The following is a 15,198-nucleotide window of genomic DNA, read 5'->3' on the forward strand; positions in this document are numbered from 1 at the left end:
GTGCGTGCCGGCCGCGGCCCCGACGCCAGTCAGACCGGGGCGCCGGGAGGTGGCGGAGGGACTTCCTCGCCCATCAGCACGACGGGTCCCGCCGGAGCCGGCGGCGGGGGCGGGGGTCCTCCCATCGGTGGCGGTGGCGGTGGCGGTGGTCCCATCGGCGGTGGCGGGGGCGGGGGCGCCATCGGCGGTGCCAGCACGGGGTCGGCGGCAGGCGGCTCGTTGGCCGGCATCGGCAGGAACATGTGGTTCGTGAACTGGTCCTGGTAGGCACCACCTCCACCGACCTTCACCCCGCCGCCTTCCCCGGAGGACACCGGGGTGCCGTCGGGGAGTGTCACGGCGGTGTGCCCGCTGTTCCAGCCGACCACCAGCGCGCCCGGCTGTGACCCGTGCTGGAAGCCGCGGGCCAGCAGCGCGCTCTCGATGTTGCCGGTGTGGAATCGGTCTCCGTAGACGGGTCTGCCTGTCGCGGCGTTGGTCACCCACGACACCAGGCCGGAGCAGTCGGTGCCCGCCGGGCTGTCACCACCGGTGACGTACGGCGTGCCCGACACCTGGTTGACAAGCGTCAAGAGTGTTGCGAGAGCAAACATGCGACGGGACATTAACAGTGGGTCTCTAAAACGACCAAAATCTGTGATGGCATTCACAATTGGCCTGACTATGCCGCGTGACTCACGAAAACCGTTGTGCAGAGACCTCATTGGCCTGCTGCGCCCACCAGCGTCACAAGACAGTCAAAACGATTGTTCAGCAATATTTTTCGAGACATTCGGCAGTGGCTGAGCGCGAGACGTCAGCGCGCCGGAGCAGTGTTCACCACGCTGCGCGCGGTGGTCGATTGCACGACGTCAGCCCAGTTCAGCGTCGGGCAAGCAGCAGCGGAATCAGCTGTTCGGCGGCGGTGAGTGACCCGTGCTGCCCAATCAGCGAAGATTCGATCGGCTCAGCGGTGCGTCGCAACACCCCCGCCGAACCCCGGGCGGCAACCACCACATCGCCGATGCGGGGGCGGACGTCGTCGGCGATCCGGTCGCCGAACCATCCGGCGGCCACGGCTTCATCACGGCTCACGACCCAGGCACGGTCGCCGAGTAGCTCGCGCCAGATGGTCAGCACATCCTCGATGGCGCCGCTGCACGTGTAGAGGTGGCGGGCCCGCACCTCCCCGCCGATTGCCTCCACGCCCTCGCGCAGCGATTCGGTCGCGTCGATATCGACCACGTCGGCTTCGTTGAGCGACACCATGCCGTGATCGGCGACCACCGCGAGCAAGCCGCCCCTGGGCAGGTTCTCGACGATGGACTCCACCAGCCTGTCGACCTGCCGCAGTTGCATTCGCCAGGCCGATGACCCGGGCCCGTGGAGGTGGCCCACCAGATCGAGGTCGGCGTGATAGCCGTAGCAGAAGCCACCGTCGGCGATCGCGGCCGCCACGGTGGCGGCCAGATCCCCCAGAGCGTGTACGCCGAGGTAGCGGCCACCGCGCAACACCGCGCGGGTCAGCCCCGATCCGGTGAACTGGGCCCCGGAGACCACGCTGACCGCAACGCCCGCGGCGGCGGCCCGCTCGAACACCGTCGATCGGGGTTGCACCGCTTCGGGAGGCAGTCGATCACGCAGATCCTCACCCCAGGGGTGCGGCCGCCAGCGCAGCGCATTGACGACCCCCACGTCGGGCAGCCGGAACGTCATGCCGACCATTCCGTGCTCACCCGATCGGCATGCCGTCCCCACCGAGGCCAACCCTGCCGCCGTGGTGGACGGAAAGCCGACCTGCAGCGTGGGCCCACGCAGACCGGCGAGCACCGGGGCGTCGGCGGCATAGGTGTCCAGAAGCTCCGCGCCCAGCCCGTCGATGAGCAACACGCACGCTCCGCCGACGTCGCCGGCCAGCGGGATGCGCGGCTCGAAATCGGCGACACCCATGGCGGCCAGCACCGAGGGCACCACATCGGCCAGATGGGGGACTGCGGGGTCGGGGTGCGGCAGTTGCATCGTCAGAACTGCGGCAGCCGAACCACCTGCACGAAGAACTCGTCGATCTGGCGCACCGCGTTCATGAACTGGTCGAGGTCGACCGGCTTGGTCACGTAGGCGTTGGCGTGCAGCTTGTAGCTGCGCAGGATGTCCTCCTCGGCCGACGACGTGGTCAGCACCACCACCGGGATATGACTGAGATCCGGGTCGGACTTGATCTGTTCGAGCAACTGGCGTCCGTCGTACTTCGGCAGGTTGAGATCGAGCAGAACCAGGTCCGGGCGGGGGGCGCCCTCGTAGACGCCGCGCCGGTAGAGGAAGTCCAACCCCTCCTCGCCGTCGTGGGCGACGTGCAGATTGTTCTTGATCTTGTTGTGTTCGAAGGCTTCCCTCGTGATCAGTTCGTCTCCCGGGTCGTCCTCGATCAGCAGGACGTCGATGGCGCGCTCGGCCTGTGTCATGTCGGTGTTCCTTCCAGTACAGGGGTCTCGGTGTCAGCTACTGCAACAGGCAGGTTGAAGCGGAAGCGGGTGCCCTCGGTGTAGGAGGTGTCTATCCAGATGGTCCCGCCGTGGTGCTCCACGATCTTCTTGCAGAGCGCCAGGCCGATCCCGGTGCCGCTGTAGGCGTCGCGGCCGTGCAGGCGTTGGAAGATGACGAAGACCTTGTCGACGAACTCGGGCGGAATCCCGATCCCGTTGTCGGTCAACGAGAACGACCAGTGCCGGCCATCCTCTCCGGTGTCGTCACGGCATTCGATGACGATGCGAGGTGCCGCGTCCTCGCGGCGGAACTTCATGGCGTTGCCGATGAGGTTCTGCCACAGCATCGCCATCAGCGTGGGATCGCCCTTGATCGTCGGCAGACCGTCCGGCGGACGTTCGATCACCGCGCTCGTCTCCTCGACGGCGGTGGAGAGGTTCGACAGTGCGTCGTCCAACGTGGTGTTCAGGTCGACGTCGGTCTCGGTGGAGTTGAGCCGGCCGACCCGCGAGAAGGTGAGCAGGTCGTTGATCAGCACCTGCATCCGCTTGGCCCCGTCGACCGCGAAATCGATGTACTCGATGCCGCGCTCGTCGAGCTGGTCGCCGTAGCGCTTCTCGAGCAGCTGGCAGAACGACGTGACCTTGCGCAGCGGTTCCTGCAGATCGTGTGAGGCGACGTAGGCGAACTGCTCCAGCTCGGCGTTGGAGCGCCGGAGCTCGTCGGCCTGGACATCCAGCGCCTCGGTTGCCGCCTGCGATGCCTCGAGTTCCTCGACGATCTGCTCGCGCATCTCGTCCACGTCGAGGGCGATACCCCGGATGTCCCTGGGTCCCATCGGGTTGATGGGTTCGTTGAAGTTCCCGCGTGCGATGCGCCGGCACGACGCCGCCAGGGCGTCCAGCGGTCGGACCACCGCCTGGCGCAGCAACACGGCCAGCAGCACCATCGTCACCGCGAACGCGCCGAGCATCGCCACCAGCACACCGTTACGCCAGGAGCGGATCTGTTCGAGCTCGGCGATACCGTCGTTGCGGGCCTGCTCGAGGTGATCGTTCTGGACGTCGAAAAGCGCCCGCAGCCGGTCGAATTCAACCTTGCCGAGCGCGCTGGACTCATCGGCGATGACGTTGACGTCACCCGACCGGACGGCACCGATGAGCGGCTCGGCGAAGGACGCGCGCCAGGAACCGGAGGCCTGCTCGATGGCGTCGAGATCCTCGAGTAGGTCCGGACGGTCCTGCTCGAGTATCCGGATGTCCGCCGACGCCTGCTGCTCGATCAGCCGGCCCCCGTCGTACGGGGTCAGGAACTGCGGGTCGGCGGTGATGAGGTACCCGCGTACCGCCGTCTCCTGATCGCGCAGCGCGCCCTGCAGTTGGTAGGCCGCGACCCGTGCGGGTTGGATGTTCTCGATGAGCTGCCCGGACACCTGGTCGGTGCGGTTCAGCAGCACCGCCACGGTGATCCCGCCGACGAGCACCACCAGACCCATCACCGACAGCACCAGGTACTGCCAGCCCTGAACGGTCAGCTGCGCTGCCCGCAGCCGGCGCCGCGAGCTCATCGCCGCACCCGTTCGACCCGCACCACCGCGATGTCGTCGGCGATGCCCCCGCTCGACTGCGCCTGCTCCTCGACGGCATCGATCAACGCGTCGACGAACGCGCGGCCGGGCAGCGCCGCCAACGATCTGGCCAGCTCGAGCAGCCCCGCTTCACCGAGCCGTTCGTTGCCCCGCCCGACGTGCCCCTCGAACAAGCCGTCGGTGAGCAGTACCAGACCTTTGCCCTCGGGCAGATCCACCTGCTGGGGGCTCCAGTCGCCGGCGTGCAGACCCAGCGCCGGACCGCCCGCCGGCTCTACCCACTCCACGGTGCCCCCGCCGTGCAGCAGCATGCCGGGATGACCGGCACGCACCGCAGTGAGCAGCGTGCCCTCCGGCGGAATCGCCAGACTGAGCACTGTCGCGAAGATCCCCTTCCCTGCGCGTTCGGCCCGCAGCATCCGCTCCAGCTGCCGCATCCGGTCTGCACCCCGCAGTCCGGCGAAAGTCAGTGCGCGCCAAGCAATGCGCAACGCGACCCCGAGCGCCGCTTCATCCGCTCCGTGACCGGCCACGTCGCCGATCATCACGTGCACGGTGCGGTCCGGAGTTTGCACGAAATCGTAGAAATCGCCTCCCAGCAGGGCGTTCTCCCGGCTCGGACGGTACTGGGTGACGATCTCGACGCCGGGACTGTCCAGCAGCAGAGGGGAGGGGAGCAGGCCGCGCTCCAGCCGGGCGTTCTCCCTGGCCCGCAGCTGACTGGCGTGCAGGTCGACTGCGGTCAGCTCGGCGCGCTTGCGCTCGATGGCATAGCGCACGGCACGGCGCAACGCCTCGGGGTCGACCCGACCCTTGACCAGATAGTCCTGGGCGCCCGACGCCACCGCCGAAACACCGACGTGCTCGTCGTTGAGGCCCGTCAACACGACGACCGGGACCGTCGCGTCCTGTTTGGAGATGCGGGTCAGCCCGTCGATCCCGTCGGCGTCGTGCAGATGCAGATCCAGCAGGATGCAGTCGGGCCGGGCACGGGCGATCTCCTGCTCGGCCTTGGCCATCGATTCTGCCCAGACCACCCGGGTGTCGAAGCCCGCGTCGGCGACCAGTTCCTCGACCAGGATGGCGTCCGCGCGATCGTCCTCCACCAAAAGCAGCGACAGCTCTTCGCCGTCATCAGGCACGCGCATGCGCTCCCGAATCCCCCATGGCACGCAGTCGCGGCGCGCACCAACACCCTCGATTGACAATTTCCCGAGAATACCCTGGGCGGCGGGCCTCGTCGGCAACACCTCGACGCGGCGTTGCGGACCGCCGCGGCGACGGTGCCGCTGGTAACCTCCGACCGGTTGCCGTTCGGGATCGGGGGACGCGGCCCTGCGCCTTTTCCACGACCGACGAGCATCGACGACACCGCAGAATCCTGATGAAAAGAGTCGTGTGCGCACCGGTGAGATCAAGGCTTTGTCCGGCCTTCGCATCGTCGCCGCCCTCTGGGTCGTCCTTTTTCACTTCCGGCCGCTGCTGGCCCAGGCGTCGCCGTCGGTCAGCAGCGCGTTGGCACCGGTGCTCAACGCCGGCGCGCAGGGGGTCGACCTGTTTTTCATCCTCAGCGGGTTTGTCCTGACCTGGAACTACCTCGACCGGATGGGGCAGGCCTGGTCCACCCGCGCGACCCTGCGATTCCTCTGGCTCCGGCTGGCACGCGTGTGGCCGGTGTATCTGGTGACGATGCATCTCGCGGCGGCCTGGATCATCTTCACGCTCTACGTCGGCCACGTGCCCGCCGAGCCCCAGGTCGTCGACCAGCTCAACGCGATCAGCTGGATCCGGCAGGTGCTGTTGGTCCAGCTCTGGTTTCAGCCCTACTTCGACGGCTCGAGTTGGGATGGTCCGGCATGGTCGATCAGCGCAGAGTGGTTGGCCTACCTGCTGTTCGGCGCGCTGGTGCTGGTCATCTTCCGGATCGCGTCGGCTACCCGGGCACGGGGACTGCTGTGGCTCGCGATCGCCGCCTCGCTGCCTCCGGTGCTGCTGCTGCTGGCCAGCGGCGTGTTCTACACCCCGTGGAGCTGGCTACCGCGGATCGTCATGCAGTTCACCGCGGGTGCCCTGGCCTGTGCGGCGGTGCGCAAGCTCCAGTTGTCCCACCGGGCCCGGCAGGCGTCCGGGCTGGCGGCGCTGGTGCTCGGGGGTGCCATCGTCGGCGGGCTGTACCTGCTGGACGCCCACCCGCCCGCCTCGATCTACGACGCCGGCGGCCTCGTCGATGTGCTGTTCGTTCCGCTGGTCGTCACGATGGCGATCGGCGTGGGCACCCTTCCGGCGCTGTTGTCCACTCCGATCGTTGTGTACCTGGGCCACATCTCGTTCAGCCTTTACATGGTCCACGAGCTCGTGCACACCGCGTGGAACTGGGCCGTGATGCAGTTCGAGATCACGCTGACGCCCAGTTGGTCGGCCAAGATCGTGGTGCTCGGGTTGATCGCTGTTGCCGGCATCGGCGCGGCGTTGCTCTATCACCTGGTCGAGGAGCCGGCACGCCGGTGGATGCGGCGCATGGTCGACACCGAGGCGCCGCAGCAGAAGCCGGCCTTGGACCCGCCGCAGAACCGGCTGCAGTCGGTCGCGGCCCGCGCCGGCTGACGCTGTCGGGCGCAAGCGGCGCGTCACCGCTGTAGCCGGCCCGCGCGACCCTACGCTGTTCCGGTGAGTCGACTGTTGACTTTTGCGATCGCCGTGGCTGTCTCCTTCGGCGCCCTCACCGCGCATGTCCCCGAGGTGCGGCATCACGATGTGCGGCTCACAGATTTCGCCGTCAACCGGATCGCGGTGATCGGCGACTCCTACACCGCCGGCGGCGACGAGGGTGGGGTCGGCGCCAACGGGTGGACGACGCAGGTGTGGCGGGCACTGACCCGCTACGGCATCGCGGTGACGCCGACCGTGGCCGCCGAAGGTGGCGCCGGATACTGCACTCGCGGCAACCGCGGCAGCGTCTTCGAGGATCTGACTGTCAGAGCAGTCAAACCGACCGACGCGCTCGTCGTGTTCTTCGGATCGCGCAACGACGTCGACGTCGACCCGACCCGGCTGTCGATCACGATGTACGGCACGTTGCAGATGGCTCGCCAGATCGCGCGTTCGGCGAAATTCCTGGTGATCGGGCCGCCCTGGCCGACAGCCGATCCGCCCCCGACGATCACGCGGATTCGTGACGTACTCGGCTACCAGTCGGAACTGGCCGGGGCGACGTTCGTCGACCCGATCTCCGCGCGCTGGTTCGTCGACCGGCCCGGGCTGATCGGCGCCGACGGCGTGCACCCCACCGACGCCGGGCACGCCTACATGGCCGAGAAGCTCGCACCGCTGATCAGCGCCGCGCTCAACCCGTACTGAGTGCGGCGGTCATCGACTCTGCGTCCCGGGCGGGGATCTCTCTGACTTTCTCGCCCTGAATGCAGTCTGAACGAATAGGAAAGGGCGCCCCCTCCACGGTGCGCTGTTAGGGTGCCCGGATGATCCGAAATGTGGTTCTCGCCAAGCTGAAGACGGGCTACGACGTCGCCGAGGTCGAGCAGATCCAGCACGGCCTGCGCAACCTGAACTGCCCGGGAACCGTGCGGTACACGGTGGGAAGCGATGCCGGTTTGCGGGAGGGCAATTGGGATTTCGTGATCGTGGCCGACTTCGAGGACGCCGCCTCCTACCAGGGCTACGACGAGGACGCCGAGCACAACCGGTTGCGTTCGCGACTGGCGCCGTTCATCGACCAGGTGGCCCGCGCCCAGTTCGAAATCCCCGCCTCCTGACGGCGCTCAACGCGAATAGCGTTGCACAAAGGTCCGCAGGATTGCCATGGGATGTGCGACATCCCGTTGGCGTGCAGCGTCTTTGAGCGACTCCGCGGTCTCGGGCGCGAAGTATCCGTGGTTCTTGTAGACGTCGATGCGGGTGCAGATGCCCTCGACGTCGAGTTCGGGATGGAACTGGGTGGCGTAGACGTTGCGGCCGACGCGGAACGCCTGGACGGGGCAGGCGGCGGACGTTGCGAGGCGCACGGTGTGGGGCGGAAGCGAAGACGCCGCCTCCTTGTGGCCGCCGAAGGCGTCGAAGACGTCCGGTAGATCTGCGAACAGCGGATCGTCGCGGCCTTCGGCAGTGATCTGCACCGTGACGGGCCCCACCGGCTCGGGGTGCGACCGGTCCACGACGGCACCGATGGCGGTGCCCACCGTCCCCACGCCGTAACAGCATCCGAGGAAAGGAAAGTCGCGGCTGATGACGTCGGCGAGCAGCTCCGCCAACTCCGCCTCGACACGCTGCTGGGTGGGCGACTTCGCACCCGGTTCGTCACTGACGTTGTACGGCCCGCCGCCGAGGATGATGCCCGACCACTGCGACAGGTCGACCTCACCCAGCAGGGTGTGGGTGAGCCGGATCCGATGCATGCCGCCCTCGTCGAGGCCGGCGAATCGCATCATCGCCCGGTATTCGTCGTCGGCGGCTTCGTCCTCGCCGCGGATCGAGAGCAACAGGAACGGGGCGTCGGCCACGGCGTAAAGGGTAGCCGGGGCGTTATCGCAGCGGCGGCGTCCGGCCGATCGGCACGGCGCTCACCCGACCAGGCCGCCTACCCGCTAGCTTTGGCGGTCAGTGAGAACACTCATCGACTTCGACGACGCACCCGTGTTCGCCATCCCGGCTGCCGGAGGCGCGCGCGGGGGCGTGCTGGTCGAGGGGCCGCAGGGGTGGGGCGAGTTCAGCCCACCCGCCGACAGCGACAACGCGCTGGCCGCCCGCTGGCTGACCGCGGCGATGGAACCCAGCACCGTCGGATGGCCCGATGCGATCCGGGGGCGCGTCCCGGTCGCCGTGGCGATCCCCGAGGTTGATCCGGCCACCGCGGCTCGACTGGCCGGCGCCGGAGGTGTCGGCTGCGCCCGGGTCAGCGTCGGCGCGACGCGCGACTCACGCGGCGCGGACGCCGACCGGGTGTCCGCGGTACGCGACGCGCAGGGCGGCGCCGCGGTGCGCTGTGTGGTCGAGGCGGCCGAGGCCGACGCGGTGATCGCGGTCATCACCCTGCTCGACAAGGCCGCGGGCGGACTCGAGATGGTGGAACTCAACGGCTGCAGCGTCGAGATCGCCGCGGCCGTCAGGCGCGGCGTCGACGTGCCGGTCGCCGTGGACGCGATGTTGTTGAGCGAAGCGGGGCCACAGGCCGATGCCGCCGACATCGCGGTACTGCGCTGCGGGTCGCTCGGGGGAGTGCGCCGTGCGCTTCGCCGCGCGGAAGCGCTCGGACTGCCGTGTGTGGTGAACCTCGCCGGGCTGACGAGCATCGGCATGGCCGGCGATGTCGCCCTCGCCGCGGTGCTGCCCGACCTGCCGTTCGCGTGCGGGCCCGCGGCGGTGTCACCAGCCGACGGTGACGTCGTCGCCGAGGCCCGGTCCCTGGTGCCCGCCGACGGGTATCTTCCCGCGGCCCCCTCTCCCGCGGCGCCGGACCCGGTGCGGCTGGCCCGCTACACGGTCACCGACCCGGCCACGATCGGCCGCTGGCGCGATCTGCTGCGCCGCGCGGCCGCCGCCTGAACTTCGCCGGAACGGTATTCCGGGCGGCGCTTTCTCGAGATTTTGCACGCGGAATACCGTTCCGGCGAGAGGTGCTCAGTCCTGCTTGCTGATCAGCCTGCGCAGGGCTTCCCGGTCGGGAGCGAGCAGTTCCTCGATCCGGTCCTTGTTCACGTCGGCGACGATGATCTCGCCCACCTCCTGATAGACGTCACTGAAGATGCCGTGGGACTTCATCTTCTCGGTCTGATAGATGTTGTCCTCGGTCGGCGTGACGTAGTAGACGATCTCGGCTTTGAACCGATGGATCAGCCACAGATGGATCACATCCATCAACCGCTTCTGCCGCAGCTGTTCGGCGAAGGTGTTCTGGTCGCGCACCGTCAGGATGCTGCGTCCGTGCCGATCCTTGATCGGATCGACCACCACGTTGGCCAGCGGCTCGTCGCCGTCGCCGTAGATACCCAGGTCCAGCACATCCGAGCCGGCACGCCGCGGCCGCAGCTGCACACTGAGCTTCTCGGGAAGCTGGTTGTGCTCGCTCCACAGCGCCAGCCACTCCTCCAGCAGCTTCTTGGGCACCTCGGTCTGCACCAGATGCTGGTGCTGCGTCGAACCCTTGCCCATGGACTTCGTCGTCGCGGTCCGCCCGGACGAGGCGGCCAGCGCGGCGTCGCTGCGTGGCCCGCCGACCAGGGTTTGTGGTGTGCGATAGGGGGATTCGACGAGTCGCATCTTGCGCTGCAGCCGTGCCAGGGCGAGCATGCCCTCCTGGCGAAGCGAGGTGGCGAACTCCTCGGAGGCGACACCGTCGACCTGATGTCCGCCGTAGGTGATGAAGTTGAAGACGAACCCCATCTTGCCCAGTTCCTCGGGGAACGCCCGCATCTCCTCGTCTGTCATGCCAGTGGTGTCCCAGTTGAACGACGGCGACAGGTTGTAGGCGAGCATCTGATCGGGGTAGACCGCATGCACCGCGTCGGCGAACTGCTTGGCATCGGCCAGGTCCGCGGTCTTGGTCTCCATCCACAGGATGTCGGCGAACGGGGCGGCGGCCAGTGACTTGGCGATGGCGTAGGGGATCCCGCCACGCACCTGGTAGTAACCCTCGGGGGTCTTGACGCGCTCGCAGTCCCACGCCACATCGGCACCCAGTTCCCTGGCCTTCTCCCTGGCCGAGGCCAGCGGCGCGCGCTGGGCGAACTCGCGCCATTCCGCGACGCTCATGTCCGCCGGTTCGCCCTCGCGGTCCCGGAACTCGAGAAGGTCGGCCACCGCGCCGCCGTAGGTGTTGAGCCCGGCGTCTTCCTCCCAGGCATCGACGAAGCTCGACTCCACCTTGTCGAACACGGCGTCGACGGTCGATGTCGACGAGTCCGCGCCGTCCTGCCACGCAGCGGCGGCCTCGTCGATCTGCAGCAGCAACCCCTGGCGTTCCAGCCAGGCTTCGGCAGCGGCGTACTCGCTGTCGGGCAGCGCGTAGAGCAGGTGACCGTTGAGCTCGGTCATCCCCTTGTCGTGGAAGCGCCGCATCATGGCCAGGAAGCAGGACCGGTAGGCGGGGATCTTCAGATTGGTGGCGCCGAGCAGGAAGGGCTGGTCGCGTTCATCTGAGCGGCTGTCGATCAGGTTCGCCGCCTCGGCGTCGGTGCGCGCGACGATGATGCCCGGCACCCGCATCACGTCCAACTGGAACCGGGCGGTGTTGAGCCGCTTGATCTGCTCGTCGGAGGGCACCAGCACCTTGCCGCCCTGATGGCCGCATTTCTTGGTGCCGGGACGCTGGTCCTCGATGTGGTACCCCGGCACGCCCGCCTCGACGAAGCGGCGGATCAGGTTGCGCACGTGCGGATCACCGCCGTGGCCGGTGTCGGCGTCGGCGATGATGAACGGTCGATAGTCATAGGCGGGGGTTGCCCTGCGCTGCTCCTCCGTCATTCTCAGCCGCAGGTACTGCTGGTTGCGGTCGGCGGTCAACAGCGCGCGCACCAGGCCCGCGGCCTCCTCGGGCACCTGGCTCAGCGGATAGCTGGCGAGGTCGGGTCCCGGATCCTCGCTGATCGAACCCTTGGCCGAGGTCGCCCAGCCGCCGAGGTAGATACCTTCGATGCCCATCCGCTTCATCACCACGGCCTGGCCGGGGGAGTACGGTCCGAACGTGGTGATGCTCTTGCCGCGAGAGAACAGCTCCCGCAGGTGGGGGTAGAACTCCGTGGCCGCCTCCCGGGCGATCGCGTAGTCGGCCGGGATCGTGCCCCGCTGCTCGGCGACCTGCCGGGCCGTGTAGAGCCGGGTGATGCCTTCGAAGCGCGGGCTGTCGAAATAGCTCTGCGTTTCGGCGACATCCTGCTCGAACGGCGTCTGGGGCTGGAGGTCAGCTTCGATGATGGCCATGACGCAACCCTACGGCTCGAGGTTGGCGGGTGGGAACGATTCGGGCTTGGACGCCGGGTGTTATTTGGTGCCGAAGATGCGATCGCCGGCGTCCCCTAGCCCGGGCAGGATGTAGCCGTGCTCATCGAGTTCCCGGTCGATCGCCGCAGTGTAGATCGGCACGCCGGGATGAGCCTCGGCCATCGCGGCGATTCCCTCCGGGCAGGTCAGCAGGCAGACGAACTTGATGGACTTGGGACCGTGCTCGGCCAGCCGGTCCACCGCCGCCACCGCGGAGTGTCCGGTCGCCAGCATCGGATCGACGACGATCACATCGCGCTCCCGCAGCTCGCCGGGCATCTTGAAGTAGTATTCCACCGCGACAAGCGTTTTCGGGTCTCGATAAAGGCCGATATGGCCGACGCGCGCCGACGGCACCACCTCGAGCATGCCGTCGAGGATGCCGGTGCCGGCCCGCAGTATCGACACGAACACCAGCTTCTTGCCGTCGATCACCCGCCCGGTGGTCCGCTCCAGCGGGGTCTCGACCTCGACCTCCTGCGTGGCGATCTCACGCAGCACCTCATAGGCCATGAGCACCGAGACCTCCTGCACCAGCCGGCGAAAAGTGTTGGTGGACACGTCTTTTCGGCGCAACAGAGTGATCTTGTGCTGGATCAGCGGATGCTCGATCAGGTGCACCCCACCTGCGCCCAGAGCCATGTCTCTCCTGCCCGTGTCAGAAAACAGTGCCGTCACTGGCGATGGTCAGCGGTGGAAGCCCGTCCCGCAGACGCTGCGCGGACGCCCGTCCGGCGGCCCACGTGCCGCCTTCGAGAACACAGGCCAGCGGCATTCGCTCGGCGTCGAGTCCCAGCCGGGCGCGCACCAGCGGCGCCAGCTCGTCGAGCAGCGCGACGGTCAGCGCGCGCCATTCGACGACGAGTTCATCTGCCGGGTTCCAGGTGCGCGTGGCGAGGCCGTGGTCACGCAGCGCCAGCACCCCGGTGTCGAGCAGCAGGCCCCCGTTGCGGTACTCGGGCAGGCCGGTCAGGGCTTCGACTCCAGTCACCGTGATTCCGGCCCACACGAACGGTTCGATCAGCGAGTAGGTCAGCCACTGCGACAGTTTGTGCAGCGGTAACCATCCTGCGGTCAGGCCGGGGCCGGAGACGGCCCCGTGACGCCAGCAGTCACCCAGCGCAAGGTCGCCGATGGTGTTGCCGGCCGGCCAGATCGCGGAGAAGTGGGTCAGTAGCAGAGTCAGGATCTGCTGGGCGTCGACGGATCCTTCGGCAGCGTGCAGCGCGTCGAACAGTTCACCGGGCCTGCCCGGGGTGCCGAACACGGCGGGTTGGTTGGCCAACGCGTCACCGAGCCGACGCAACACCTGCACCCGGCCGGCGAGCCCGACCAGCGGGTTGTCCGGCGTCGCCTGCAGTACCTCGGCGAGGCGCTGCTGGGTCAGTGCCCGCAGGGCCGCGGCGTCGACCTGCAGCGGCCGTGCCGGGTCGCTGGAGAATGCGCCGGCGACGAATCCGTGCCAGCTGGCGAGTGCCAGCCCTTCCGAGCGGGCGAACCGCACCCCGACGCCGTCGCGCTCCTCGACGAAACTCCATCCCGCCCCGGCCCCGGCGTCGAGAAGCACGCTGACGACTGCGAGATCGATCAGCGCGCGAGCCCGGTCATGGAGGGCGTGGGACGCGAGCAGCGCGTCGAGCTCGGCACGCCGGTCCACCCCACCGACCTCGAAGTGGCGCCACCTGCTGTGGTACGGGATCTGCAGGTCCGGATAGCGGGCGCGGGTGACGGCGGCGACCGCGTCGGCCGCTTCGTCCAGCGCGGCGTCGCATACCGCGAACCAGCGCGACTCACCCGAGCGGGCCCGCGCCAGCAGCTGACGGGAGCGCGCCCGTACCTCACCGGCGGTTCGCAGCAGCTCGGCGGCGTCGCCGGGCCGGGTCACGCGTCCAGCTCCCTGCCCTTGGCCTTCCTGAGTTCCTCGGCGTCGGGCGTCACGCCGGGGGTGTAGTAGCCGGCCGCGGTCTTCGCATCCATCTCCACCTGGGCGTCGGCGGGGATCAGCGCGTCGGGGATGGACACCCGCTCACCGACCTCGATGCCGGAGCCGGTGATCGCGTCGTACTTCATGTTGCTCATCGAGACCAGGCGGTGGATCCTGCGGATGCCGAGCCAGTGCAGCACGTCCGGCATGAGTTCCTGGAACCGCATGTCCTGGACGCCGGCCACACATTCGGTCCGGGCGAAGTACTGGTCCGCGGTGTCACCGCCGACCTGGCGCTTGCGGGCGTTGTAGACCAGGAACTTCGTCACCTCGCCGAGCGCCCGGCCCTCCTTGCGCGAGTACGCGACCAGTCCGACGCCGCCGCGCTGTGCGCCCTGGATGCACTCCTCGATGGCGTGGGTCAGGTAGGGCCGGCAGGTGCAGATGTCCGAGCCGAACACATCCGAGCCGTTGCACTCGTCATGCACGCGGGCGGTGAGCTCGACCGCCGGATCGGCGAGGCCTCGCGGGTCGCCGAAGATGTAGATGGTCTGCCCGCCGATGGGCGGAAGGAAGACCTCGAGATCCGAGCGGGTCACCAGCTCGGGGTACATTCCGCCGGTCTCTTCGAAAAGCGCTCGGCGCAAATCGGTTTCGCTGCAGCCGAAGCGCCGCGCGACGCCTGGCAGATGCCACACCGGCTCGATGGCGGCCTTGGTCACCTGCGCGGCACCGGTTGAGAGCAGCACCCTCTCGTCGGGACGCAACCGCCCCCGCAGGATCGCGTCGCTGATCTCGGGCAGGATCACCTGGGCCTTGGTGACCGCGATCGTCGGACGGATGTCGATGCCGGCGGCGAGTTCGTCGGCGAAGGCCTCGGCGACCATCGCTCCCCAGGGGTCGAGGCTGACGATCGCCGACGGCTCACCCCACTGCGGATGCGGGCCGAAGACATCGGTCGGTGAGGTGTTCGTCAGGTCGGCGCGGTGGTCCCGCGACAACGAACCGGCCGCGACGGCCAGCGCCCGGTAGACGCCGTATGCGCCGCTGTGGGTTCCGATCACGTTGCGGTGCGAACGATTGGCGGTGGTCCCCACGATCGGGCCGCGCAGCGCGGCCGTGGGCGCACCCCACACGATCTCCGGAGCGGCGGTGCCGGCGCTGTGGGAGGTCAGCCTGATGTGGCCGCCTGCAGCCTTCGAGGGAGGCGATGCGGTCGCGTCTGCGGGCATGG

General features: G+C 68.4%; 14 protein-coding genes. 4 read left to right on the plus strand and 10 right to left on the minus strand.

Annotated elements, in window-relative coordinates:
• Positions 1 to 29: 29 nt before the first annotated feature.
• From G6N53_RS19665 to G6N53_RS19685, 5 genes are all read right to left on the minus strand, one after another.
• On the minus strand, positions 30 to 593 hold the full coding sequence (locus G6N53_RS19665; protein ID WP_163891178.1) for an NlpC/P60 family protein: 564 nt from the start codon (positions 591 to 593) through the stop codon (positions 30 to 32).
• A 268-nt stretch (positions 594 to 861) separates the two neighbouring features.
• Entirely contained in the window at positions 862 to 1,998 is a 1,137-nt protein-coding gene (locus G6N53_RS19670) for an alkaline phosphatase family protein (protein WP_163891180.1), read from the minus strand.
• Positions 1,999 to 2,000: 2 nt separating this feature from the next.
• Complete coding sequence (locus tag G6N53_RS19675) at positions 2,001 to 2,441, minus strand: response regulator (RefSeq protein ID WP_163891182.1); 441 nt, start codon at positions 2,439 to 2,441, stop codon at positions 2,001 to 2,003.
• Positions 2,438 to 4,030, minus strand: a complete 1,593-nt coding sequence (locus G6N53_RS19680) for a sensor histidine kinase (RefSeq protein WP_163891184.1) — start codon at positions 4,028 to 4,030, stop codon at positions 2,438 to 2,440. The genes G6N53_RS19675 and G6N53_RS19680 overlap by 4 nt, the downstream gene beginning before the upstream one ends.
• Complete coding sequence (locus G6N53_RS19685) at positions 4,027 to 5,199, minus strand: PP2C family protein-serine/threonine phosphatase (protein WP_163891187.1); 1,173 nt, start codon at positions 5,197 to 5,199, stop codon at positions 4,027 to 4,029. The genes G6N53_RS19680 and G6N53_RS19685 overlap by 4 nt, the downstream gene beginning before the upstream one ends.
• Before the next feature lie 250 nt (positions 5,200 to 5,449).
• Between G6N53_RS19685 and G6N53_RS19690 the strand changes: the two genes are divergently transcribed.
• The 3 genes from G6N53_RS19690 (at position 5,450) to G6N53_RS19700 (ending at position 7,821) form a co-directional block, all read left to right on the plus strand.
• Complete coding sequence (locus G6N53_RS19690) at positions 5,450 to 6,655, plus strand: acyltransferase family protein (protein ID WP_163891188.1); 1,206 nt, start codon at positions 5,450 to 5,452, stop codon at positions 6,653 to 6,655.
• A 63-nt stretch (positions 6,656 to 6,718) separates the two neighbouring features.
• A complete protein-coding gene (locus G6N53_RS19695; RefSeq protein WP_163891190.1) occupies positions 6,719 to 7,408 on the plus strand; it encodes an Rv0518 family GDSL lipase in 690 nt (229 codons plus the stop codon).
• A 119-nt stretch (positions 7,409 to 7,527) separates the two neighbouring features.
• Positions 7,528 to 7,821: a Dabb family protein gene (locus G6N53_RS19700; RefSeq protein WP_163891192.1), complete on the plus strand. Its 294-nt coding sequence runs from the start codon at positions 7,528 to 7,530 to the stop codon at positions 7,819 to 7,821.
• 6 nt (positions 7,822 to 7,827) lie between these two features.
• Here the strand turns inward: G6N53_RS19700 and G6N53_RS19705 are convergent, their stop codons facing one another.
• On the minus strand, positions 7,828 to 8,565 hold the full coding sequence (locus G6N53_RS19705) for a glutamine amidotransferase (protein WP_163891195.1): 738 nt from the start codon (positions 8,563 to 8,565) through the stop codon (positions 7,828 to 7,830).
• Between the two features lie 100 nt (positions 8,566 to 8,665).
• On the opposite strand from G6N53_RS19705, the gene G6N53_RS19710 reads away from it, so the two are divergent.
• Positions 8,666 to 9,607, plus strand: a complete 942-nt coding sequence (locus G6N53_RS19710) for an enolase C-terminal domain-like protein (protein ID WP_163891197.1) — start codon at positions 8,666 to 8,668, stop codon at positions 9,605 to 9,607.
• Between the two features lie 75 nt (positions 9,608 to 9,682).
• On the opposite strand, the gene aceA is transcribed toward G6N53_RS19710, so the two are convergent.
• The 4 genes from aceA to G6N53_RS19730 are packed head-to-tail and all read right to left on the minus strand — an operon-like array spanning position 9,683 to position 15,196.
• Positions 9,683 to 11,980 carry an isocitrate lyase ICL2 gene (aceA, locus tag G6N53_RS19715; protein WP_163891199.1) on the minus strand — a complete coding sequence of 766 codons (2,298 nt, stop codon included), beginning with the start codon at positions 11,978 to 11,980 and terminating at the stop codon, positions 9,683 to 9,685.
• A 60-nt stretch (positions 11,981 to 12,040) separates the two neighbouring features.
• Positions 12,041 to 12,682, minus strand: coding sequence for a uracil phosphoribosyltransferase (gene upp / locus G6N53_RS19720; RefSeq protein ID WP_163891201.1), 642 nt, complete (start codon positions 12,680 to 12,682; stop codon positions 12,041 to 12,043).
• 16 nt (positions 12,683 to 12,698) lie between these two features.
• Positions 12,699 to 13,925, minus strand: coding sequence for a URC4/urg3 family protein (locus G6N53_RS19725; RefSeq protein WP_163891203.1), 1,227 nt, complete (start codon positions 13,923 to 13,925; stop codon positions 12,699 to 12,701).
• The gene (locus G6N53_RS19730) at positions 13,922 to 15,196 is read right to left on the minus strand and encodes a GTP cyclohydrolase II (RefSeq protein ID WP_163891205.1); all 1,275 of its coding nucleotides are present in this window, start codon (positions 15,194 to 15,196) and stop codon (positions 13,922 to 13,924) included. Before G6N53_RS19730 ends, G6N53_RS19725 begins: the two co-directional genes overlap by 4 nt.
• Between the last annotated feature and the right edge of the window lie 2 nt (positions 15,197 to 15,198).

The sequence above is a fragment of the Mycolicibacterium hippocampi genome (genome assembly GCF_010723735.1).
Taxonomy (GTDB): Bacteria; Actinomycetota; Actinomycetes; order Mycobacteriales; family Mycobacteriaceae; genus Mycobacterium; species Mycobacterium hippocampi.

Coding starts and splice junctions, on each gene's coding strand:
- G6N53_RS19670 (WP_163891180.1), bottom strand. CDS start 1,998: ATGCAACTGCCGCACCCCGACCCCGCAGTCCCCCATCTGGCCGATGTG.
- upp (WP_163891201.1), bottom strand. CDS start 12,682: ATGGCTCTGGGCGCAGGTGGGGTGCACCTGATCGAGCATCCGCTGATC.
- G6N53_RS19700 (WP_163891192.1), top strand. CDS start 7,528: ATGATCCGAAATGTGGTTCTCGCCAAGCTGAAGACGGGCTACGACGTC.
- aceA (WP_163891199.1), bottom strand. CDS start 11,980: ATGGCCATCATCGAAGCTGACCTCCAGCCCCAGACGCCGTTCGAGCAG.
- G6N53_RS19680 (WP_163891184.1), bottom strand. CDS start 4,030: ATGAGCTCGCGGCGCCGGCTGCGGGCAGCGCAGCTGACCGTTCAGGGC.
- G6N53_RS19730 (WP_163891205.1), bottom strand. CDS start 15,196: ATGCCCGCAGACGCGACCGCATCGCCTCCCTCGAAGGCTGCAGGCGGC.
- G6N53_RS19665 (WP_163891178.1), bottom strand. CDS start 593: ATGTTTGCTCTCGCAACACTCTTGACGCTTGTCAACCAGGTGTCGGGC.
- G6N53_RS19675 (WP_163891182.1), bottom strand. CDS start 2,441: ATGACACAGGCCGAGCGCGCCATCGACGTCCTGCTGATCGAGGACGAC.
- G6N53_RS19685 (WP_163891187.1), bottom strand. CDS start 5,199: ATGCGCGTGCCTGATGACGGCGAAGAGCTGTCGCTGCTTTTGGTGGAG.